The sequence below is a fragment of the Achromobacter sp. MYb9 genome (assembly GCF_002975275.1).
Classification (GTDB): domain Bacteria; phylum Pseudomonadota; class Gammaproteobacteria; order Burkholderiales; family Burkholderiaceae_B; genus Achromobacter.
Map to the genome: position 1 here is coordinate 685,482 of NZ_PCOQ01000001.1, position 20,420 is coordinate 705,901.

Genomic DNA, 20,420 nt, shown 5'->3' on the forward strand with positions numbered 1-20,420 from the left:
GCGGCGGGTCCGCGCTAGGCGGACGCCGCCTCGCGGGCCTTGGCACGTGCGCGGGCGTCTCGGTCGGCTTTGCGCAAGCGCCCCCTGGCGGACAAGCGCATCAAGGTTCCCAGCGCCACCATCAGGCCGATCACCTCGACCAGCGCCGCCGGTATCCACATGGTCAGGCCGCCGATGGTCTGGTCGGTCTGGGCGGACATCGCGATGGCGCGACCACACAGCTCGAACAAGGGATAGATATCGCTTTCAGTGAAAGCGATGACGGCGCCCGCCACCATTTGCGGCAACATCGTCAGCACGGGTGAGATGACCCGGCCGCCCGGCGTCATGGCCGCGGGCGGCGCGGGGCGGCGGTCAAGGATCAGGTTCCAGTACATGAAGCCGCTGATCACGACCGACCAGTTCATCAGCCGATACAGGCGCCAATCCAGCATGGAATAGAACTGCACCGACGGGATCAGCCAGACCAGCACCAGGAAGACGAACAACGCCGGCACGAAGATCTTGTTGGTCAGCACCGCGACCGTGGCCCGGCCCGTGCCCGTGCGCAGGAAATCCCGCAGGCGGACGCGCCAGGTCATCGGCAGCCCGGCCCGCATGACCTGCCCCGGGAAAGCCGCCATCACCAGCAGCGGCCCCAGGTGATGCAGCACCAGATGCTGGATGCGGTGGATGAAGAACATGCGCTCGGCGTAATAGTCCACCCGCGTATGCATCGACAGGTACAGCAGCACCAGGCCCGCCCAGAAGAAGACGCGCCGCGCGCCCGTCACATGGTGGACCCGCTGGCCGCGCACGAACAGCACGATCGCCACCACGAAGGAGGCGACCAGCGTGGGAGAGAACTCCCAGGGTATGAGCCATTCAAGACTATCCATGCGGGCCATCCGGAAGACATCGGGGAAGACGGGCCGGCGCCATGCGCCATCCCGCCGATTGTAGTAGACCGCGCCAGCCCTTGCTCCGATGCCCCGGCGGGATCAGAAATGGTGCGAGACGCCCGCTCCGACACGCGTGGTGTGGGAATTGGCCGGGTCGAACTGGTTGTCCAGCGTGTAGTTCGACGCGTAGCCGGCGAAGCCGTATAGCGTCGTGCGCGCGGACAACCCATAGGTATAACCCAACGTCACCAGCTGCGCCTTGCGCGCCGTCATGCCGTTATCCCAATGCCAGTCCGGCCGCGCCAGCGACCATTGCACCAGGACCGCGCCCGGGCCGGCGGGCACGCTGACGCCCGCGAGCCACGCGTCAACCGTGCCGCCCCGCACAAAAGGCGCGGGCCCCAGGCCCAGCCCCAGGCTGTCGGGATCGCCCCCGTCCAACCCCGCATAGCCGTTTTTCTGGCGTGACCACGCCAACGACACCTTGACCGCCTCGAAATCGTAAGAGGCCCCCAACTGCACCGCCCGGGGCCGGCCGGCGCTGCCGTCGGGCGCATGGGCCAGCCGCAGTTGGTCCCACGTGGCCACGGCCAGCAAGGGGCCATTTTCGGCTTTCACGCCCAGACTGAGCGCGCGCGGGTTCTGGCCGGTGCGGAATGCGCCCTGGTCACCGGTATCGAATGAATACCCGACGCCCGCCTGCAGGCCGTTCCAGACAGCCGAAGTGACGTTGACCATATCGCTCAATTGGAAGTTGTCGGACGCCTTGAAGGTGGCGCCCATGCCCATGTCCTTCCACGAGGCGATTTCCAATGCGCTGCCGTAGGCCTGGCCGATCGTGTGCTGGCGCCCCAGCCGCAATTCACCCACGCTGTCGTGGCCAATGGCGACCCACGCCGCATAGTTGAACAGGCGGCCATCATCCGCGGCGTTGCCGTTGGAAGGGTCAAACCCGCTTTCCAGCTGGAAGCGGCTGCGCCAGCCCGCCCCAAGGTTCTCGCCGCCCTGCAGTCCCCATAGGGAATCCGTCAGGCCGCCATTGAGCGCGCCGCTTTGGCTGCCTTGGCCCGACACGCTTGTCACGGCCACGCCGGCATCCACGATGCCGTACATGTCCACGCCAACGCCCGCTTCGGCGGCCGGCGCCGTCAGCGGCGCGCCCAAGCCGCCCGCCACCGCCGCGGCACAGAATGCGAATCTCATTGCGATCTCCCGATGGCGGCGGGCATTTCGCCCGCCGCGTCTCCCGACTTACTGCCAGCCGTAACGGCGGACCCAGATGCCCTTGAGCAATTGCGTCAACACGCAGTAGCCCAACAAGATGCCGACCAACCACGGGAAGTAGCTCCAAGGCAGGGCCTGCAACTGGAAGTACTCGGCCAACGGCGAAAACGGCAAGACCAGGCCCATGGCCACCACCATCATCGTCATCGCCATCAGCGGCCACGCCGCCCGGCTTTGCAGGAACGGAATCCGGCGCGTGCGGATCATGTGCACGATCAGCGTCTGCGACAACAGGCCTTCGACGAACCACCCGGACTGGAACAGCGTCTGGTGCTCGGGTGCGTTGGCCTGGAACACGTACCACATGAGCGCATAAGTGGCGATGTCGAAGAGCGAGCTGATCGGACCGAAGAACACCATGAAGCGGCCCAGGCCATCGGGGTCCCATTGCTGCGGCTGCTTCAGGAGTTCCTCATCGACATTGTCGAAAGGGATCGCCGTCTGGGAAATGTCGTACATCAAATTCTGCAGCAAGAGATGAATGGGCAGCATCGGCAGGAAAGGCAGGAAGGCACTGGCCACCAATACCGAAAACACATTGCCGAAATTCGAGCTGGCCGTCATCTTCAGGTACTTGAGCATGTTGCAGAAGGTCTTGCGGCCTTCGATCACCCCATCCTCCAGCACCATCAGGCTTTTTTCCAGCAGGATGATGTCGGCAGCCTCCTTCGAGATATCCACCGCCGAATCCACCGAAATGCCCACGTCGGCGGCACGCAAGGCAGGCGCATCGTTGATGCCGTCCCCCATGAATCCCACCGTGTTGCCCTGCGCGCGCAGGCTGCGCACGATGCGCTCCTTGTGCGCAGGCGTCAGCCGCGCGAATACATTGGCCTCGCGCACCGCGGTCGCCAGTTGGAGGTCGTCCATCGCCTCGATCTCGGCGCCAAGGTAGACACGGCGCACCTCGAAATCCACTTCACGGCAGACCTTCTGCGTCACCAGTTCGACGTCGCCCGTCAGCACTTTCACTTCGATGCCCGAGGCTTTCAGCGCCGCCAGCGCGGGACCGGTCGATTCCTTGGGAGGATCCAGGAAGGCGATATAGCCCACCAGCACGAGGTCGGATTCATCGGCCACGCCATACACCTGCTGCGTGGGTGGCATTTCCTTGACGCCCACCGCGATCACCCGCAGGCCGTCGCGGTTCAGTTCCGCCGTCACCCGGCGGATGTCCGCGCGGCGCGATTCGGTCAGCAGGTGCACCTCGCTGCCCACCCGCAGCCGCGTGCAAACGGACAGCATTTCCTCCAGCGCGCCCTTGCAGATCAGTTCATGGTGGTCGCGGCCGTTCTCGGTCTCGTTGACCACCACGGACATCCGGCGGCGCGAGAAGTCGAAGGGGATCTCGTCGACCTTGCGGTAGCGCGACGCCAAGTTCAGCCGGCGCTGCACTTCGGCATGCTGCAACACGGCCACGTCCAGCAGGTTCTTCAAACCAGTCTGGTAGTAGCTGTTCAGATAGGCATAGGCCAGCACGTCGTCGCTGCTGGTGCCGTAGACGTCGGTGTGGCGCTCCAACACGATGCGGTCCTGCGTCAGCGTGCCGGTCTTGTCGGTGCACAACACGTTCATCGCGCCCAGGTTCTGGATGGCGTCCAGCCGTTTCACGACCACTTTGCGGCGCGACATGCGCAAGGCGCCCTTGGCCAGCGTGGCGGTGACGATCATCGGCAGCATTTCGGGGGTCAGCCCCACCGCGATGGCCAATGCGAATAGCAGCGCCTCGAGCCAGTCGCCCTTGGTGAAGCCGTTGATCAGCATGACGATCGGCGCCATCACCAACATGAACCGGATCAGCACCCAACTGACCCGATTGATGCCTTGCTGGAATTGCGTGGGCGCGCGGGTGGCTTGCGTGACGCGCCCGGCCAGCTGGCCGAAATAGGTGTTGCTGCCCGTGGCGACGACCATCGCGCTGCCCGAGCCGCTGACCACATTCGTCCCCATGAAGGCCATGTTTTCGAGTTCCAGCGAATTGCCGGTTTCGACGCGCTGGACAGCGTGCTTTTCGACCGGCAGCGATTCGCCGGTCAGCGCGGCCTGCGCGATGAAGAGGTCCTTGGCGTTCAGAATGCGGCAATCGGCGGGAATCATGTCGCCCGCGGACAGCAGCACCACGTCGCCCGGCACCAGTTCCGCCAGGGGCACTTCCCTCTGGCGCGAGCCGGATTCATGCAAGGGCGCTCCGTATGGGCGGCGCTGGCCGTCGTCCGCGGCAGGCGCTGCCGCGCCGCTGCGCAGCACCGTGGCGGTGTTCTGCACCATGGCCTTCAACGCCTCTGCCGCCCGGTTCGAACGGAGTTCCTGCGCAAAGCGCAGCAGCGTCGAAATGACGACCATGGATCCGATGATCACGACCGCCGTCCACGACTGCTCGTCCGGTTCAGCCATCCACACATCGGTCAGCCCCGACAGGGCCGCCAGCGCGGTCAGCAGCAGATTGAACGGATTGCGGTACGACAGCCACAAATGCGCGGGCCAGGACAAGGGCTTTTCATGGTCCACCTCATTGGCGCCGTGGCGCTCGCGCGCCGTCTGCGCCTGGGCTTCAGACAGACCGCCGCGGCCGCTGCCCAGCAGCAGGAACAGGGCGTCCATGCCCATGCGGGACATATCAAGCATGCGGCGGTTGGCGCGTCGCGACGAGTCGGAAGCCGCCGATGCCGCCACGGCATCAACGCCTTGCTCCAGCATGGGAGAGCGACGGAAGTGGCGGCCGACGCGCCGCCGGCCCGCAGCGGACGAAAAAAAAGATTTCAGGAAGGTAAACATCGGAGTGCTCCGGTTTTTGGTGTTGTTGTCGGAGACACGGGCGAACCTGCCCTTTGGGCTGCGCGCGGGCAGCAGCGGGCCGCGGCCTTCGCGGGAAGGCCGTCAATCCGCCGCGTACAGGCGTGCGCAGGCACCGGGGCAATGTTGCCGGTGTCCGGATCGCGTCGAAGTCGCGCCGGGTGCGGAAAACGGAAAGAGGCTAGCTAGGGAATCGAGGCCGGCGCCATTGGCGTTTGAAGGCCAGGCCGGGGATTCTTTGCTGCGGAGTCCGTGGGAACCGGAATGACTGTCCGGCCGGTCGGCTCGCAGTGAGGAGACAGGTCAGACAGGCATGCCGGCGCCATGCACATGGCGCGATCGAGGGTCGGGGTCTAAGGCACTAGGCATGATCTCTCCTGGGATGGGGCGCTGGCGTCAGGCCATCGACGCGGCTTGCGCGCCGAAATGCACGTGACGCACGGCGGGGTTGGCGCTCAGGCGGCGGGCTTGCGACATCAATTCCGCCCGCAGTTCCGGGGGGCAATTCACCGTGATGCAAGCCGACGCCATGCTCGGGTCGTGACCCTGGTCGACCTGCACTTGCGACACATCCAGGCCGGCGGCGCTGAAGTCAAGGCAGATCTGCTTGCGCAAGGCGCCCAGTTCGTCGCGCGGACAGATGACCGTCAAGCGCGAGGTGCCGCGGCGGCGGCCCAGGGCGGTGGCGCGGTCCACGCCGGCGCGGCGTAGGAACAAGTCGAAGAAACGCATAACGACCTCCATTGCAAGAATGGGGAGCGTGATCGCGAGTACGCGTGCACACCCGCGCGGCGCATGACGGGCGGGCACAAGACGTGCACGAACGCAGGCGCTGCGACAAGCGGCGGTTCTGGCGGTTTACGTTGGGGAGATTCCCGGCAAGCCGAAGGCCTGCGCTATTGCCTGGGTAGAGACCCAAGGCTTGGGATACGCCGCAACCTGCATGACAGGATGCGGCAGATGGAGTTCTGCGTGTTTCCTGTCAGACAGCGAGGTCGATGCAAGATCGACTACTTTCGCCGGAATCGGTATTCACGAAGACTGCTCCTGGGATGGATAACAGCGGAAGTTTACGCGGGTTTCCACTGATGGACAAGGTTTATGCGGCGAAAAGGCGCGGATAACGGGCAAAAAAATGCAAAAGCGGCGCAAGCTTCGCAAAGCCTGCGCCGAGAGCGCCATCCCGCCCGGGATCAGGCGTAGAAATGCCACCCCAGATACGCCGCGAACAGGGCATAGAAGCCGCCCACCGCCGACAGCGCCGGCACGCTCATCTCCGACCGGCGAAAGCGCAGCCACAGCAGCCCGATCGACAGCATCGTGAACAGCCCCGCGGCCAGCAAAGGGGCGTCCAGCAGCCACGGCGTCATGAAGATGCCCAACGCGCTGGGGATGGTGGCCTGGATCATCATCGCGCCCGAAATGTTGGCCAGCGCCAGGCGTTCCTTGCCCTGGCGCACCCAGATCAGCGCGTTCATGATTTCAGGCAGTTCGGTGGCCACCGGGGCCAGCAGCAAGGCGGCCACATGGGGCGACGCGCCCATGAATATGCCCAGCGCTTCGATCTGGTTCACGAACACGTGCGAAGCGCCCGCGATGACCACCAGGGCCAGGATCGTCTGCGACGCCGCCCAGAACATGGTGGGGTCTTCGTCACGGGGGCGCAGCTTCAGCGGTTCCAGATCTTCGCTGTCGGTGCGTTCCTCGTCGTGGCTCAGTTCGCGCTTGATGTACAGGCCGTAAGTGGCCAGGAACAGGATGCCCAGCCAGGGCTTCCATGCGAAGGCCAGCAGGCCCAAGCCCACCTTGAAGAGGAAGATGCCCATGAACCAGGCCTGGTCGCGGGCCAGCCGGCGCTGGTCCGCGTTGATACAGTTGGCTTGCGCGGGCTGGCCCCGGCGCGCGCGCCACAGGGCAATGCCCACGACGGCGTACGCCAGCGTCGCCAGCACCAGCGGACCGCCCATGGCGGCGCCGACGCCGATGTCTTTCTGTTCCGGGGTGTCGCCAAACACCACCGCCATGAACGTGACCGCGCTTTCCGGCAGCGCCGTGCCGAACGCGGCCAGCACGGTGCCGGTCGCGGTCGCGCCCAAATGGAAGCGATGTCCGACCCATTCGACGCCGTTGACGAAGAACTCGCAGGCGAAGTAGATCACTGCCGCGGACAGGAAAAACAGAAACAGGGTGAGCAACATATGAACGCAGCCGGACGAGCAGAAACCAATGGCGCGACGCAGCGGCTCGCCCGGCTAGGGTGAACGCAACGCGGCCAAAGGTCTCGCCTGGCTGATCCATGCGGCGGGCGGGCCGCTTGCATGGAAACCGTTAGCGCCATGGGGTTCCAGCAACCGCTACGCGGCCCTGAACCACCAAGTCTGTTGACGCTAACTCCTTTGGGGGCAAAGGATGGCTACTCCCCAATGACAGAGCGGCGATTGTAGCAGCGTGCTCCTGACGGTCCAGCGAATCCCGCGCGGGCGCCGCGGGAACCGCATGCGCTGTTGTTTGCACGCGATAGCGGGGTAAAGTAAGCCGCATTCCCACCTTTCGCGGGGTTCGCGCCCCTGCCTGCCATGAGCCTGCCTCCCGCCGACATCGCCCCCTTCGCCGCTCGGCGCCAACGCCTGATGGAGCAGATGCGCGCCGACGGCGGCGGCATCGCCATCCTGGCGACCGCGCCCGAAGCGATCCGCAACCGGGACGCCGAATACCCCTATCGCCACGACAGCGATTTCTTCTACCTCACCGGGTTCACCGAACCCGGGGCGTGGCTGGTACTGATCGCGGGGGCCACCGACCGCGCCGTGCTGTTTTGCCGCCCGCGACATGTCGAACACGAGATCTGGGAAGGCAAGCGCTTCGGCCCCGAAGCCGCCGCGGCCTATTTCGGCTTCGATGACGCCCACGAACTCGACGCACTGGACGAGCTGGTACCCAAGCTGATGCTGGACCATCCCACCCTTTACGCGCCGCTGGCCGGCGACAAGCGCGGTGACGGGCGCCTGCACCGCTGGCTGGCCGCGGCCCGCGAGGCCAGCCGCGCCGGCCATGCGCCGCCTTCGCGCCAGCAGGACATCCGCCCGCTGCTCGCCGACATGCGGTTGATCAAGGACCCGGCCGAAATCGCCGCGATGCGGCGCGCGGCCAAGATCTCGGCCGGCGCCCATGCGCGCGCCATGCGGGCCGCGCGCGCCGGCATGCGCGAGTACGAACTGGAAGCCGAACTGCTGTATGAATTCCGCCGCCACGGCGCCCAGGCCGTCGCCTACAACAGCATCGTCGCCGCCGGCGCCAACGCCTGCGTGCTGCATTACCCGGCGGGTGAAGCCGTATTGCGCGACGGCGACCTGGTGCTGATCGACGCGGGCTGCGAGGTCGACAGCTACGCCAGCGACATCACCCGCACCTTTCCGGTAAACGGCCGCTATAGCGGCCCGCAGCGCGCGCTGTACGACCTGACCGTGGCGGCGCAGGAAGCCGCGGCCCAGGCCACTGCCCCCGGCCGTACCTTCAACGACGGCCATGACGCCGCGTTGCGTGTGCTGGCGCAGGGCATGCTGGACCTGAAGCTATTGAAGGGTTCGCTGGATGGCGTGCTGGAATCCGGCGACTACAGCCGTTTCTACATGCACCGCACCGGCCACTGGCTGGGCCTGGACGTCCATGACGTGGGCGACTACCGCCAACCCGGCCCGGCCCAGGGCGCTGACCGGCCCTGGCGCAAACTCGAGCGCGGCATGATGCTGACCATCGAGCCGGGCATCTACGTGCGGCCGGCCGACGACGTGCCGGAAAGTTACTGGAATATCGGCATCCGCACGGAGGACGATGCGCTGGTCACGGACGAAGGCTGCGAACTGATCACGCGCGGCGTACCGGTACAGGCCAGCGAGATCGAAGCGTTGATGCGCGAATAGCCGGCCCTACAGGACCAGCCCGTCCAGCCAGCCCATCGCCACCCAGACGTAGACCACCACCATGGCGATGGCGAACATCGAGACGATGGCGCCCACCAGACACGCCAGGATGGCGACCAGCACGGGCCCCCATCCGGTTGACGAGAGGCGGCCCAGCCCCGGGTTATAGAGACGGTCGAATTTTTCGTCCGGCATCAGCGAGAACACCGCGCTTTCAATAAACCCGTCAATCATCGGGATGAAGACCAGGAAGAACGCGGGGTTGTCGTACCAGACGGGATAGAAGCGGAACGCGCAGAACAGGCAGACCAGCGACAGCGTGGTGACCAGCCAGGCGTGGCGCCGGCCCAGATACCACCAATGGGCGCCAAACGCCCCGAACAGGCAGGCCAGCAGCCCCACGGCGACTTTGCCGCGCGGGCGGCGCGAGGATACGGCGGACAGCGGAGGGGAAACCTGAACCTGCGTCATATCGATCAACCGGGAAGGTGGGCCGCGCGACCCGCCGCGTCGGCTGTCCCGGATTGTAGTGGACGGTTAAAATCGGGACATGACTGCATCTGCCTTCGACATAGCGATTCTTGGCGCCGGCCCCGTGGGCCGCGTGCTGGCCCTGATGCTCGCGCGCGTGGCGCCGGACCCGGCCCGCATCGCCCTGCTTGCGGGCGCGGCGCCCGCGCCGGCCATGCCCGCCGCGGCCGTGCCCGCCGCCGACCCCCGCGTGCTGGCCATGAACCATGGCAGCCGCGTGCTGCTGGAATCGCTGCATGCGTGGCCCGAGCGGTCGGCCGACATCCGCAACATCCATGTCTCGCAGCGCGGGCGGCTAGGCCGCACCGTGATCCAGAACACCGACTTCGGCGTGCCGCAGCTGGGCAGCGTGGTCGCCTATTCCGGGCTGCATGCCAAGCTGGACGAGTGCGTGGCCGCCAGCGGCGTCACCGTCCTGACCGGCCCCGCCGCGCAGGTGGGCAGCCAGGACGCGGACGGGGTGCGCATCATGCAAGGCGGCGAGACGCTGCGATGCCAGGTGGCCGTGCAGTCCGATGGCGCGGGCGCGACCGACCTGCGCCGCGACTACGGCCAACACGCCGTGCTGACGACCGCGCACGCCACCTTGCCGCGTCGCGGCTGGGCCTGGGAACGCTTCACCGCCGAAGGGCCGTTGGCGCTGCTGCCTCACCCGCAGACGCCGGACGCGTACTCCGTCGTGTGGTGCAGCGCCCCGGACCGCGCCGCCGAACTGGCCGCGCTGGACAATGCGGCGTTCTCGAAAGCGCTGTCGGCGGCTTTTGGCGATCGCCTGGGCCGGCTGTCCAGCCAGGCCCCGCGCCATGTCTTTCCCCTGGCGCTGGCTGCCCGGCGGGCGCAAGTGCAAGGCCGCGTGGCCGCCATCGGCAATGCCGCGCAGACGCTGCACCCCGTCGCGGGTCAGGGCCTGAACCTGGGGCTGCGCGACGCCGCCCGGCTGGCCCAGGCGCTGGCCGGGTGGCTCGCTCGCCCCGAGGCCAGCCCCACCGCCCTGCTGGCCGAATTCGCGCAGGCACGCCAGGTCGACCGCGTCATCACCGCCGGCCTGACCGACCTGATGCCCCGGGTGTTCGCCACCGGCCTGGCGCCGGTCGAACACGCCTGCGGCCTGGCCTTGCTGGGGATGGACCTTGCTTCGCCGCTGCGCGCGCCGCTGGCCCAACACCTGCTGCAGGGTTTCCGCGCCTGATTCCGCGGCGTTCCGTCCCCACCGTGGGGACGGAATCGCGGGCTTTCGCCTTCGTTTGTTACCAAGCTGTTGCCAGCCGAAAACGGGGGTTCGATCGAGCCGGTTAAAATGTGACCATGCGCATAGGCCAATGGACCCTTCCCAACAATGTTCTTGTCGCGCCCATGGCGGGCGTGACGGACCGCCCTTTCCGGCAACTTTGCAAGAAGTTGGGCGCGGGCTATGCCGTGTCGGAAATGGCTGCCAGCAACCCCAAGCTGTGGGATAGCGTCAAAACGTCCCGCCGTCTGAACCACGACGGCGAGATCGCCCCCATTTCCGTGCAGATCGCCGGCGCCGACCCGGCCATGATGGCCGAAGCGGCGGTGTTCAACGCCGGCAAGGGCGCCCGGATCATCGACATCAACATGGGATGCCCGGTGAAAAAGGTCTGCAACGTGGCCTCGGGATCCGCGCTGCTGCGCCATGAAGACCTGATCGCCCGCATCCTGGACGCCGTCGTGTCCGCCTGCGCGCCACTGGGCGTGCCGGTCACGCTGAAGACCCGCACCGGCTGGGACCGCGATAGCCGCAACGCCTTGCGCGTGGCCAAACTGGCTGAAAATGCCGGCATCTCGGCCTTGACCCTGCACGGCCGCACGCGCGCCGACCTCTATACGGGCGAGGCGGAATATGACACTATCCGCGCCGTCAAGGCCGAGCTGACCATTCCCGTGATCGCAAACGGGGATATCGACTCACCTGAAAAAGCCAGGCGCGTCCTGGATTACACTGGCGCCGACGCGGTCATGATTGGTCGGGCGGCACAAGGCCGTCCCTGGATCTTCCGCGAAATCGATCACTATTTGCGCACGGGCGAAACACTGGCCCCTCCCTCCTATGGGGAAATGCGCGAGCTGCTGCTCGAACATCTCGACGACCATTACCGGTTCTATGGCGAGCACACCGGCGTACGCACGGCGCGCAAGCATATCGGCTGGTATCTGGACGGCCTGCCGGGCGCGGATTCGTTCTGTGCCCGCATGAACCTGATCGACAACACCCGCGACCAGTGGCGGGCGGTGTCTGATTGGTTCGACATCATCTCGCGCGACGGCGAGCCCCACCCGGCGCCGGTCGCAGAAGCCCTGCTGGCGGCATGACCGCCTCAACACCAACATAAAAATATCTGTACTCAAATGAGCAAGAAAGATGTCCTGGAAGAATGCGTGCGCGCCAGCCTTGAGCGCTATTTCGAAGACTTGGGTGAATCCGAGCCCCACGATATGTGGGACATGGTGATGCGCTGCGTCGAGCGCCCGGTGCTTGAAGTGGCGCTGGAGCGTTCGGGCGGCAACCAGTCGCGGGCATCCGAAATGCTGGGCATCACCCGCAACACCTTGCGCAAGAAGTTGCTGGCGCACAATATCCAGGTATAGCTTTTCCGCGTGGGCGGCCCCTGTCGGGCGCCGTCCTCCCCTTCGCAGATTTCCCATCCCGACCTGAACGAGAAAGGCGCCCCGCCCGACTCCCGTCCCCACCATGAAAATCGAAACCGCCCTGCTTTCGGTGTCCGACAAGACCGGCATCGTTGAATTTGCCCGCGCCCTGGCCGCGCGTGGCGTGCGCCTGTTGTCGACCGGCGGCACCGCCAAGTTGCTGGCAGACGCCGGCCTGACCGTCACTGAAGTGGCGGCCCACACCGGATCGCCGGAAATCCTGGATGGCCGCGTCAAGACGCTGCACCCCAAGATCCACGGCGGCCTGCTGGCCCGCCGCGACAGCGCCGAACACATGGACACCATCAAGGCGGCAGGCATCGATCGCATCGACATGCTGGTGGTCAATCTGTATCCGTTCCGTGAAACCGTCGCCAAGCCGGACTGCACGTTCGCCGACGCGGTCGAGAACATCGACATCGGCGGCCCGGCCATGCTGCGCGCCGCCGCCAAGAACCACGGCACGGAAGCCGGCGGCGTGACGGTCGTGATCGATCCCGTCGACTATTCGCGCGTGTTGTCCGAAATGGACAAGAACGGCAGCACCTCCTACGGCCTGCGCCTGGCGCTGGCCTCGAAGGTCTACGCCCACACCGCCGCCTACGACGGCGCCATCGCCGCCTACCTGACCAGCCTGACCGAAGCCGAACCGGCCCAGGAAGCGGTTCCGGCTCGCAGCGAATGGCCCGGCACGCTGACCTTGCAGGTCAAGCAGGAGCAAGCGCTGCGTTACGGCGAGAACCCGCACCAGACCGCCGCCTTCTATGTGGATGCGCAGCGTCCGGCCGGCCTGCTGGGCAACTACCGCCAGCTGCAGGGCAAGGAACTGTCCTACAACAACATCGCCGACGCCGACGCCGCGTGGGAATGCGCGCGCAGCTTCGACGTGCCCGCCTGCGTCATCGTCAAGCATGCCAACCCCTGCGGCGTCGCCGTGGCGGCCGACACCCTGGGCGCGTACCAGCAGGCATTCAAGACCGACCCGACCTCCGCTTTCGGCGGCATCATCGCCTTCAACCGCCCGGTGGACGCCGCCACGGCCGAAGCCGTCAGCGGCCAGTTCCTGGAAGTGCTGCTGGCCCCGGCCTATGACGGCGCCGCACTGGCCATCCTGGCCGCCAAGAAGAACGTGCGCGTGCTGGAAGTGCCGATGGGCGTGGGCCAGAACGCCATGGACATCAAGCGCGTGGGCGGCGGCTGGCTCGTGCAGAGCCCGGACGCCTACAACGTGCCGCGCGATGCGCTCAAGGTGGTCAGCAAGCGCCAGCCGACCGAACAGGAAATGAACGACCTGGCCTTCGCCTGGAAGGTCGCCAAGTACGTCAAGTCCAACGCCATCGTGTTCGTGGGCGGCGGCATGACCCTCGGCGTGGGCGCCGGCCAGATGAGCCGCATCGACTCGGCCCGTATCGCGTCGATCAAGGCGGAAAACGCCGGCCTGACCCTGAAGGGCTCGGCCGTGGCGTCGGACGCGTTCTTCCCGTTCCGCGACGGCCTGGACGTGGTGGTGGCGGCGGGCGCGACCTGCGTGATCCAGCCCGGCGGCAGCATGCGCGACGACGAAGTCATCGCCGCGGCCGACGAACATGGCATCGCCATGGTGCTGACTGGCACCCGTCACTTCCGCCACTGATGCGCGTCCTCGGCATCGATCCCGGCTTGCGCCGCACCGGTTTCGGTGTGATCGATGCCGAAGGCTCGCGGCTGCGTTACGTGGCCAGCGGGACCATCGTGGTCCCGCCGGCGCTGACGCTGTCCGAACGCCTGAAAGTCATCCTGGACAATCTGCGCCAGGTGGCGCGCGACACGCAACCCGACGTGGCCGCGCTTGAAATCGTCTTCATGAATACCAATCCGGCGTCCACCCTGCTGCTGGGCCAGGCCCGGGGCGCCGCGCTGTGCGCGCTGGCCGACAGTTCGCTGGCCGTGCACGAGTACACCGCGCTGCAGATCAAGAAAGCCGTGGTGGGCACCGGGCGCGCCGCCAAGGAGCAGGTGCAGATGATGGTGCAGCACCTGCTGGCACTGGACGGCACGCCCGCGCCCGACTCCGCCGACGCGCTGGCCTGCGCCATTTGCCACGCCCACGTCGGCCCGTTGCAGGACAAGCTGGAACGCCTGGGCACGTCGCTGCGCATGAGCGGCAAGACACGCATCCGCAACGGCCGGCTGATCGGCTGAACGTGCCTTGGCGCGTATAGAATGCCCGCATTCGCCGCGCATTCCGCGCGCCTCTTCTGCCCTTCCCTTACCAGGCCATCATCACCATGATCGGACGCATCACCGGAACCCTGATCGAAAAACTGCCCCCGACCATCTGCGTGGACGTGGGCGGACTGGGCTATGACATCGACGTATCCATGAGCACGCTGTACGCGTTGCCGGAGACCGGCGCGCGCGTCACGCTGTACACGCACCTGACGGTGCGCGAGGATGCGCACATCCTGTATGGCTTTGGCACGGCCAGCGAGCGCAGCGCTTTTCGCGAACTGATCAAGGTCAGCGGCATTGGCGCGCGCACCGCGCTGTCGGTGCTGTCGGGCATGTCGGTGGCGGATCTGGCCCAGGCGATCACCTTGCAGGAATCGGGCCGCCTGACGCGTGTGCCCGGCATCGGCAAGAAGACGGCTGAACGCCTGTTGCTGGAAATGCGCGGCAAGCTGGGCGCGGACATCGGCGCGACTTCGCATGCCACGCCCGACAACCAATCGGACATCCTCAACGCGCTGCTGGCGCTGGGATATTCGGAAAAGGAATCGCTGTCGGCGTTGAAGACGTTGCCGGAGGGGGTCGGCGTGTCGGATGGGATCAAGCAGGCGCTGAAGGCCCTGGCCCGCTGATCACAGGTAGCGGGGCGCGACGGCCTCCAGGCCGGTCGGCACGACGTGCAGTTCCGGCGCGATGGGGCCCGTACAGATGTTGTCGCGGCGCAGGGAATCCAGGTTGTCGCGCGACATCAGGGGCTTGCCCGACAGGCATTCGAACAACCGGGCCTGCAGGCGGCCCAGCCCCATCGGCACGCTGATCACCGGCCGCGGATGGCCGCTCCAGGCGGCGCACAACCGCGCGATTTCGCCCAACGTATAGATTTGCGGCCCGCCTAATTCATACGTCTTGCCGCAGGTGTGCGTATCGCCCAAGGCGGACACCATCGCTTCGACCACATCGCCCACATACACCGGTTGCATGCGCACATGCGCACCCGCCAGCGGCAGCACGGGCAGCCAGCGCGCCAGCTGGGCGAACATATTGGTGAACTGGTCGTCCGGGCCGAATAGGACCGACGGACGGAAGATGGTCCAGCCGCCTTCCGACGCGGCCTGGAACTCGTGCTTGATGGCGGCTTCGCCGTCGCCCTTGGAGCGCTGATACATGCTGTCGCCCTGGGAATCGGCGCCCAGCGCGCTGACGTGCAGCAGGCGATGGACGCCCTGGCGCCGGCAAGCCTGCGCAATACGCTGCGGCAACAGGACGTGAGCCCGCGCGAAATCAGACCCGTACGGCTGGCCGGAATTGCCGTGCAGGATGCCCACCAGGTTCACGACGGCATCGCATCCGCGCACCAGGCCATCCAGCGAGGCGTCATCGTGTATGTCGGTCTGGACGAGCGTGACGGTGGGAAAGACTTGCAGTTCGCTGCCCCGCGCCAGCAAACGCGTGGGCACAATCATCTGATGCAGGCTGCCGGACAGCCTGGCAATCAGGTGACGGCCGATGAAACCGGTGCCGCCGATGACAAGGATACGCATGCCGCAGCCTCCTGTTCGTCAGGATCGAGTCCCGATTCTGCCCTGCGCAGGCTGCAACCGCAAGCACGCATCGGCGGTCCGGCGCCCGGACCGCCCGCGAAGATCAGGCAGCCAGCAACCTGGCGTAGGCCGGAAGGTCGACGTTGCCGCCGCTGATGATGACGCCAACCCGCGCGCCGCGCACCGGCACGACGTTCTGCATGACCGCGGCCGCGCCCAGGCAGCCGGTGGGTTCCACCACCATCTTCATGCGTTCGGCGAAGAACTTCATGGTGGTGACCAGCTGCGCATCCGTCACCGTGACGATGTCGCGCACATGCTTCTGGATGAGCGGGAATGTCAGGTTGCCCAGGTGGGTCGTGGCGGCGCCGTCAGCCAGGGTCTTGGGGGCGGGAATGCGGACGATTTCACCCTTGCGCAAGGACTGCTGGCCATCGTTGCCGGCTTCCGGCTCGACGCCATAGACCAGGCAGCCCGGGCTTAGCGCGAACGCGGACAGGGCAGATCCCGACAGCAGGCCGCCGCCGCCCAGGCAGACAAACAGGTAGTCCAGTTCGCCGACTTCCTCGAACAGTTCCTTGGCCGCGGTGCCCTGCCCCGTGATCACGTCTTCGTGGTCGTAGGGCGGAATCAGCGTGGCGCCGGTTTCCGCCTGGATGCGCAGAGCGATTTGTTCGCGGTCTTCGGTGTAGCGGTCATAGGTGACGATCTTGCCGCCGTAGCCTTCGGTGGCCGCGCGCTTGGCCGCGGGGGCGTCCAGCGGCATGATGATCGTGGCGGACACGCCCTGCAATTTGGACGCCAGCGCGATGGCCTGCGCATGATTGCCCGACGAGAAGGTCACCACCCCGGCGGCCCGCTGTTCCGGCGTCAGGCGTGCGATGGCGTTGTAGCCGCCGCGGAACTTGAACGCGCCCATGCGCTGGAAGTTCTCGCACTTGAAGAAGACCGATGCGCCGCTGATGGCGTCGGCGGTTGCCGAGGTCAAGACGGGCGTGCGGTGTGCGTTGCCGGCCAGGCGCTCGCTGGCGCGCACGACATCATCATAGGTAGGCAATTCGGGCAGCATGGGAATCCGGTCCTTTGATCGCAGGAATGTCGAAACCCCAGGATCATAAACCCGTCGCGCGGTTTGCGCGCCCCGCGCCTACTTGCCGAACAGATCGCCGCCCGTGGCGACGCCGGTGGGCGGGGTCAAGCCCAAGTGGCGCCAGGTGGTCAGCGTGGCAGTGCGCCCCCGCGGTGTGCGTTGCAGGTAGCCGTGCTGGATCAGGTAGGGCTCGATCACGTCTTCGATGGTGTCGCGCTCTTCGCCGATGGCGGCCGCCAGGCTGTCCACGCCCACGGGCCCGCCGTCGAACTTGTGGATGATGGCTTCCAGCAGCTTGCGGTCCATCAGGTCCAGGCCCTGGGGGTCCACTTCCAGCATGGCCAGCGCGCGGCCGGCGACGTCGGCGTCGATGGTGCCGCTGGCCTTGACTTCGGCGTAGTCGCGCACGCGGCGCAGCAGCCGGTTGGCGATCCGGGGCGTGCCGCGGGCGCGCCGCGCCACTTCCGCCGCGCCGTCCGGCGTGATGGCGGCGTTGAGCAGGCCGGCGCTGCGCGTCACGATGTGGCCCAGGTCGGCCGCGTTATAGAACTCCAGCCGCGAGACGATGCCGAAGCGGTCGCGCAGCGGGTTGGTCAACATGCCCGCCCGCGTGGTGGCGCCCACCAGCGTGAACGGTTGCAGGTCCAGCTTGACGCTGCGCGCAGCGGGGCCTTCGCCGATCAGGATGTCGATCTGGAAATCTTCCAGCGCCGGATAGAGGATTTCCTCGACCACGGGCGACAAGCGGTGGATTTCGTCGATGAACAGCACATCGTTCTTTTCCAGGTTGGTCAGCAGCGCGGCCAGATCGCCGGGGCGCTCCAGCACGGGGCCCGACGTCTGGCGCAGCTGCACGCCCATTTCGTGCGCGATGATGTGGGCCAGCGTGGTCTTGCCCAGGCCGGGCGGGCCGAACAGCAGGACGTGGTCCAGCGCCTCGCCGCGCTTGCGGGCGGCAGCGATGAAGATCTCGAGCTGCTCTCGGGCGCGCTGCTGGCCGACGTATTCCTGCAACGCCTTGGGCCGCAAGGCGCGTTCGATCGATTCCTCGTTGGGCGACACCGGCTGCGGCGCCACGATACGGGGGGCGTCGGGACGGGAAGAAAGGGAATCGGACTGAATGGCCATGGTGCGGATACGACAAGGGACGAAGCAGGATGCATCGTACCGTATGCGGGGCCCCGGAGGGCCCCGCCGCCCTATGCGGTTTCGGACAGCGGCAGCTTCACCCGCACGCACAGTCCGCCGGATTCCGCCTGGCGCAATTCCAGCGAGCCGCCGTGGGCGCGGGCAATGGCCTCGGCCAGCGCCAAGCCCAGGCCCACGCTGCCGGTACGCGTGCGTGCGTCGTCCAGCCGGCTGAAGGGGCGCAGCGCCTCCTGGCGGCGTTCGGGCACGATACCGGTGCCATGGTCGGCCACATCCAGCACCGCATGACGCTCTTCCCGGCTCAGATTCACCTCAACCGGCGGCGCGCCATGGTTCAACGCATTGCCGATCAGATTGTCCAGCAGCCGGCCCAACGCCACGGCGTCCGCCTGCACCACCAGCGGCGCGTCGTCGTCGTCGGCCTTCAGGTGGATGTCCGTGCCCGCGCCATGCCAGGCGCCAACGCGTTCGGTCAGCCAGTCTGACAGCACGATGGGCGCATAGCGGTACGCGGCGGGATCGGTGCCGCGCACGAAACCGATGAACTGGTCGACCATGTGCTGCATGTCTTGCAGATCGGTGCGCAAGCCTTCCTTCAGCTTGGAATCGTCGGCCATTTCGATCCGCAGCCACATCCGCGACAGAGGTCCTTTCAGGTCGTGCGGCAAGCCGGACAACAGCGTCCGGCGCACCGAATCGGATTCGGCCAGCGCATCCAGCATGGCGTTGAAGCGCACGCCCAGCGCCCGGGTTTCATGCGGCCCCGAGGGCTCCACGCGTTGCGGCTGCCCCGCAGCCAGCCGGTCGGCGGCATCGGCCAGCCGGGTGATGGGCCGCGTGATGTGCCACGAGAAGCCCACCGCCAGCAGCAGCAACAGGCCCAGGCCGCCAAGCCAGGCCGCGATGAAGGGCGTGGCTACCGGCGGGTCCAGGCGGTCCAGCGGGATGACCAGCCATTCACGCAAGCGCGGCGCGTCTTCGCTGGCGGAGTTGGGCGCCAGCGAAATGAAGATTTCCGGCGCCGGCCCATGCGATAACGCCACGCGAGTGCCATCGTTCAGGCGTTCGTTCAGCAATTGCACCAGCACGCGCAGATCGCGGCGGATATCGTCCGGCTCGGGCTTGTAACGGCGCATGTGCTCTTCGCGGGCACGCTCGTGCTCGGCGGCGTCGCGCGGTTCCGCCCGGCGCCCGTCGCCACGGTTGCCACTGGCATCACGGTCGTCGCCACCGACGTCGGGCGGCGGCGGCGGGGCGTCCCCGGGCTGGGCGGCAGGTGGCGGCGGCGGAGGGGGAGGACGTGGCGCCACGCGAGGCGGCGGGCGGCGGCCGTTGAACCGTTGCAGCTTGGCCTCGGCCGGCAGCACGCGCGACCATAGCCGCCATTGGTTCTGCGACGCCGTGCGCACGAATTCGGCGCGGTCTTCGGCGGGAACCTCGGACACGGCGGCGCGCAGGGTACGGATCGTGGTGACGATGTAGCCTATCGCCACGTCTTCCATGAACTTGTGCCGGAAGTACGACACCGTCACCAGCGTGGCCGCCTGCGTCAGCAGCACGGAACCCAGGATCAGCAGGATCAGGCGCGCCCGCAGCGAACGCGGCACCAGGAAACCGAGGGAAAAGCGCATCAGGGCGAAAACCGGTAGCCAATGCCCCAGACGGTCTGGATCCAGCGCGGCTGCTTGGGATCGTCTTCGATGACGCGGCGCAGACGCAGGATGGCGATGTCGATGGCGCGGTCGTTGCGTTCGCCGGCGTCGTCGTCGCGGGCCAGCGCCAGAAGGCGCTCGCGCGACAGCGGCTTGCCGGCGTTGCGCACCAGGGCTTCAAGCAGGTTGATTTCGCCCCCGGTCAACTTCACCACGGTGCCTTCGCGCGACAACTGGCGCGAGGACGGATCGAACAGGAAGGGGCCGAACGTGACCGGCGCGTCCTTGGTCAGCGCCGATGGGCCGCGCTTGCGGCGCAGCACGGCCTCGATGCGGGCCAGCAGTTCGCGCGGATCGAACGGTTTGCCGACATAGTCGTCGGCGCCGGCTTCCAGGCCGATGATGCGGTCCACGGCTTCGTCGCGGGCGGTCAGGAGAATGACGGGGATGTCCTCGCCTTGTTCGCGCAAGCGGCGGCAAGCGTCGGCGCCGTCGCCGCCGGGCAACATGCGGTCCAGCACGAGCAGATCGGGCGCGTAGCGGGTGATGCGGGACGACAGATCGGTCGCGTCCGGCGCCAGCAATGTGTCGTAGCCGTGGCGATTCAGGTAGTCGGCCAGCAGTTGCCGTAACGCCGGATCGTCGTCGACGACCAGCAGCTTGGTGTGAGGATTGTCCATGGATGCCATAGTGAGGCGCGCCGC

The 20,420-nt window shown here is 66.8% G+C and carries 18 protein-coding genes and 1 riboswitch; of the genes, 7 read left to right on the top strand and 11 right to left on the bottom strand.

What is annotated here, in order from left to right:
• Positions 1-14: 14 nt before the first annotated feature.
• The 5 genes from CQ050_RS03145 to CQ050_RS03165 all read right to left on the bottom strand — a co-directional run bounded on the left by CQ050_RS03145 (position 15) and on the right by CQ050_RS03165 (position 7,156).
• A complete protein-coding gene (locus CQ050_RS03145) occupies positions 15-887 on the bottom strand; it encodes a cytochrome c oxidase assembly protein (protein WP_105555345.1) in 873 nt (290 codons plus the stop codon).
• Between the two features lie 93 nt (positions 888-980).
• Entirely contained in the window at positions 981-2,084 is a 1,104-nt protein-coding gene (locus CQ050_RS03150; protein ID WP_105555346.1) for a porin, read from the bottom strand.
• Between the two features lie 48 nt (positions 2,085-2,132).
• Positions 2,133-4,940 (bottom strand): magnesium-translocating P-type ATPase, encoded by a 2,808-nt coding sequence (gene mgtA / locus CQ050_RS03155; RefSeq protein ID WP_105555347.1) that lies wholly within the window; start codon positions 4,938-4,940, stop codon positions 2,133-2,135.
• A 414-nt stretch (positions 4,941-5,354) separates the two neighbouring features.
• Positions 5,355-5,690: a hypothetical protein gene (locus CQ050_RS03160; protein ID WP_105555348.1), complete on the bottom strand. Its 336-nt coding sequence runs from the start codon at positions 5,688-5,690 to the stop codon at positions 5,355-5,357.
• Positions 5,691-6,151: 461 nt separating this feature from the next.
• Positions 6,152-7,156, bottom strand: coding sequence for a sodium:calcium antiporter (locus CQ050_RS03165; protein ID WP_105555349.1), 1,005 nt, complete (start codon positions 7,154-7,156; stop codon positions 6,152-6,154).
• A gap of 79 nt (positions 7,157-7,235) precedes the next feature.
• Positions 7,236-7,392, bottom strand: a riboswitch (yybP-ykoY riboswitch).
• A gap of 142 nt (positions 7,393-7,534) precedes the next feature.
• On the opposite strand from CQ050_RS03165, the gene CQ050_RS03170 reads away from it, so the two are divergent.
• On the top strand, positions 7,535-8,878 hold the full coding sequence (locus tag CQ050_RS03170; protein ID WP_105555350.1) for an aminopeptidase P N-terminal domain-containing protein: 1,344 nt from the start codon (positions 7,535-7,537) through the stop codon (positions 8,876-8,878).
• 6 nt (positions 8,879-8,884) lie between these two features.
• Here the strand turns inward: CQ050_RS03170 and CQ050_RS03175 are convergent, their stop codons facing one another.
• Positions 8,885-9,349 carry a hypothetical protein gene (locus CQ050_RS03175; RefSeq protein ID WP_105555580.1) on the bottom strand — a complete coding sequence of 155 codons (465 nt, stop codon included), beginning with the start codon at positions 9,347-9,349 and terminating at the stop codon, positions 8,885-8,887.
• A 79-nt stretch (positions 9,350-9,428) separates the two neighbouring features.
• Here CQ050_RS03175 and CQ050_RS03180 point away from each other — a divergent pair, with 79 nt between their 5' ends.
• From CQ050_RS03180 to ruvA, 6 genes are all read left to right on the top strand, one after another.
• On the top strand, positions 9,429-10,598 hold the full coding sequence (locus CQ050_RS03180) for a UbiH/UbiF/VisC/COQ6 family ubiquinone biosynthesis hydroxylase (RefSeq protein ID WP_105555351.1): 1,170 nt from the start codon (positions 9,429-9,431) through the stop codon (positions 10,596-10,598).
• A gap of 116 nt (positions 10,599-10,714) precedes the next feature.
• Positions 10,715-11,740: a tRNA dihydrouridine synthase DusB gene (gene dusB / locus CQ050_RS03185; protein WP_199196730.1), complete on the top strand. Its 1,026-nt coding sequence runs from the start codon at positions 10,715-10,717 to the stop codon at positions 11,738-11,740.
• 36 nt (positions 11,741-11,776) lie between these two features.
• Positions 11,777-12,016, top strand: a complete 240-nt coding sequence (locus tag CQ050_RS03190) for a helix-turn-helix domain-containing protein (RefSeq protein ID WP_006217670.1) — start codon at positions 11,777-11,779, stop codon at positions 12,014-12,016.
• Between the two features lie 103 nt (positions 12,017-12,119).
• Positions 12,120-13,709, top strand: a complete 1,590-nt coding sequence (gene purH / locus CQ050_RS03195) for a bifunctional phosphoribosylaminoimidazolecarboxamide formyltransferase/IMP cyclohydrolase (protein ID WP_105555353.1) — start codon at positions 12,120-12,122, stop codon at positions 13,707-13,709.
• Positions 13,709-14,257 carry a crossover junction endodeoxyribonuclease RuvC gene (gene ruvC / locus CQ050_RS03200; RefSeq protein WP_105555354.1) on the top strand — a complete coding sequence of 183 codons (549 nt, stop codon included), beginning with the start codon at positions 13,709-13,711 and terminating at the stop codon, positions 14,255-14,257. The genes purH and ruvC overlap by 1 nt, the downstream gene beginning before the upstream one ends.
• 86 nt (positions 14,258-14,343) lie before the next feature.
• Positions 14,344-14,916 carry a Holliday junction branch migration protein RuvA gene (gene ruvA, locus CQ050_RS03205; RefSeq protein WP_105555355.1) on the top strand — a complete coding sequence of 191 codons (573 nt, stop codon included), beginning with the start codon at positions 14,344-14,346 and terminating at the stop codon, positions 14,914-14,916.
• Here the strand turns inward: ruvA and CQ050_RS03210 are convergent, their stop codons facing one another.
• The 5 genes from CQ050_RS03210 to CQ050_RS03230 form a co-directional block, all read right to left on the bottom strand.
• Positions 14,917-15,825, bottom strand: a complete 909-nt coding sequence (locus CQ050_RS03210) for a complex I NDUFA9 subunit family protein (protein ID WP_105555356.1) — start codon at positions 15,823-15,825, stop codon at positions 14,917-14,919.
• 103 nt (positions 15,826-15,928) lie between these two features.
• Positions 15,929-16,894 carry a threo-3-hydroxy-L-aspartate ammonia-lyase gene (locus CQ050_RS03215; RefSeq protein ID WP_105555357.1) on the bottom strand — a complete coding sequence of 322 codons (966 nt, stop codon included), beginning with the start codon at positions 16,892-16,894 and terminating at the stop codon, positions 15,929-15,931.
• A gap of 78 nt (positions 16,895-16,972) precedes the next feature.
• Positions 16,973-18,043 (bottom strand): Holliday junction branch migration DNA helicase RuvB, encoded by a 1,071-nt coding sequence (ruvB, locus tag CQ050_RS03220; RefSeq protein ID WP_105555358.1) that lies wholly within the window; start codon positions 18,041-18,043, stop codon positions 16,973-16,975.
• A 71-nt stretch (positions 18,044-18,114) separates the two neighbouring features.
• Entirely contained in the window at positions 18,115-19,695 is a 1,581-nt protein-coding gene (locus tag CQ050_RS03225) for an ATP-binding protein (RefSeq protein ID WP_105555359.1), read from the bottom strand.
• The gene (locus tag CQ050_RS03230; protein WP_006226445.1) at positions 19,695-20,396 is read right to left on the bottom strand and encodes a response regulator; all 702 of its coding nucleotides are present in this window, start codon (positions 20,394-20,396) and stop codon (positions 19,695-19,697) included. Before CQ050_RS03230 ends, CQ050_RS03225 begins: the two co-directional genes overlap by 1 nt.
• Positions 20,397-20,420 lie beyond the last annotated feature (24 nt).

Bases quoted from the DNA above. Each gene is read 5' to 3' on its own strand.
- CQ050_RS03145 (WP_105555345.1), bottom strand. From the start codon at position 887: ATGGCCCGCATGGATAGTCTTGAATGGCTCATACCCTGGGAGTTCTCT.
- CQ050_RS03150 (WP_105555346.1), bottom strand. From the start codon at position 2,084: ATGAGATTCGCATTCTGTGCCGCGGCGGTGGCGGGCGGCTTGGGCGCG.
- mgtA (WP_105555347.1), bottom strand. From the start codon at position 4,940: ATGTTTACCTTCCTGAAATCTTTTTTTTCGTCCGCTGCGGGCCGGCGG.
- CQ050_RS03160 (WP_105555348.1), bottom strand. From the start codon at position 5,690: ATGCGTTTCTTCGACTTGTTCCTACGCCGCGCCGGCGTGGACCGCGCC.
- CQ050_RS03165 (WP_105555349.1), bottom strand. From the start codon at position 7,156: ATGTTGCTCACCCTGTTTCTGTTTTTCCTGTCCGCGGCAGTGATCTAC.
- CQ050_RS03170 (WP_105555350.1), top strand. From the start codon at position 7,535: ATGAGCCTGCCTCCCGCCGACATCGCCCCCTTCGCCGCTCGGCGCCAA.
- CQ050_RS03175 (WP_105555580.1), bottom strand. From the start codon at position 9,349: ATGACGCAGGTTCAGGTTTCCCCTCCGCTGTCCGCCGTATCCTCGCGC.
- CQ050_RS03180 (WP_105555351.1), top strand. From the start codon at position 9,429: ATGACTGCATCTGCCTTCGACATAGCGATTCTTGGCGCCGGCCCCGTG.
- dusB (WP_199196730.1), top strand. From the start codon at position 10,715: ATGCGCATAGGCCAATGGACCCTTCCCAACAATGTTCTTGTCGCGCCC.
- CQ050_RS03190 (WP_006217670.1), top strand. From the start codon at position 11,777: ATGAGCAAGAAAGATGTCCTGGAAGAATGCGTGCGCGCCAGCCTTGAG.
- purH (WP_105555353.1), top strand. From the start codon at position 12,120: ATGAAAATCGAAACCGCCCTGCTTTCGGTGTCCGACAAGACCGGCATC.
- ruvC (WP_105555354.1), top strand. From the start codon at position 13,709: ATGCGCGTCCTCGGCATCGATCCCGGCTTGCGCCGCACCGGTTTCGGT.
- ruvA (WP_105555355.1), top strand. From the start codon at position 14,344: ATGATCGGACGCATCACCGGAACCCTGATCGAAAAACTGCCCCCGACC.
- CQ050_RS03210 (WP_105555356.1), bottom strand. From the start codon at position 15,825: ATGCGTATCCTTGTCATCGGCGGCACCGGTTTCATCGGCCGTCACCTG.
- CQ050_RS03215 (WP_105555357.1), bottom strand. From the start codon at position 16,894: ATGCTGCCCGAATTGCCTACCTATGATGATGTCGTGCGCGCCAGCGAG.
- ruvB (WP_105555358.1), bottom strand. From the start codon at position 18,043: ATGGCCATTCAGTCCGATTCCCTTTCTTCCCGTCCCGACGCCCCCCGT.
- CQ050_RS03225 (WP_105555359.1), bottom strand. From the start codon at position 19,695: ATGCGCTTTTCCCTCGGTTTCCTGGTGCCGCGTTCGCTGCGGGCGCGC.
- CQ050_RS03230 (WP_006226445.1), bottom strand. From the start codon at position 20,396: ATGGACAATCCTCACACCAAGCTGCTGGTCGTCGACGACGATCCGGCG.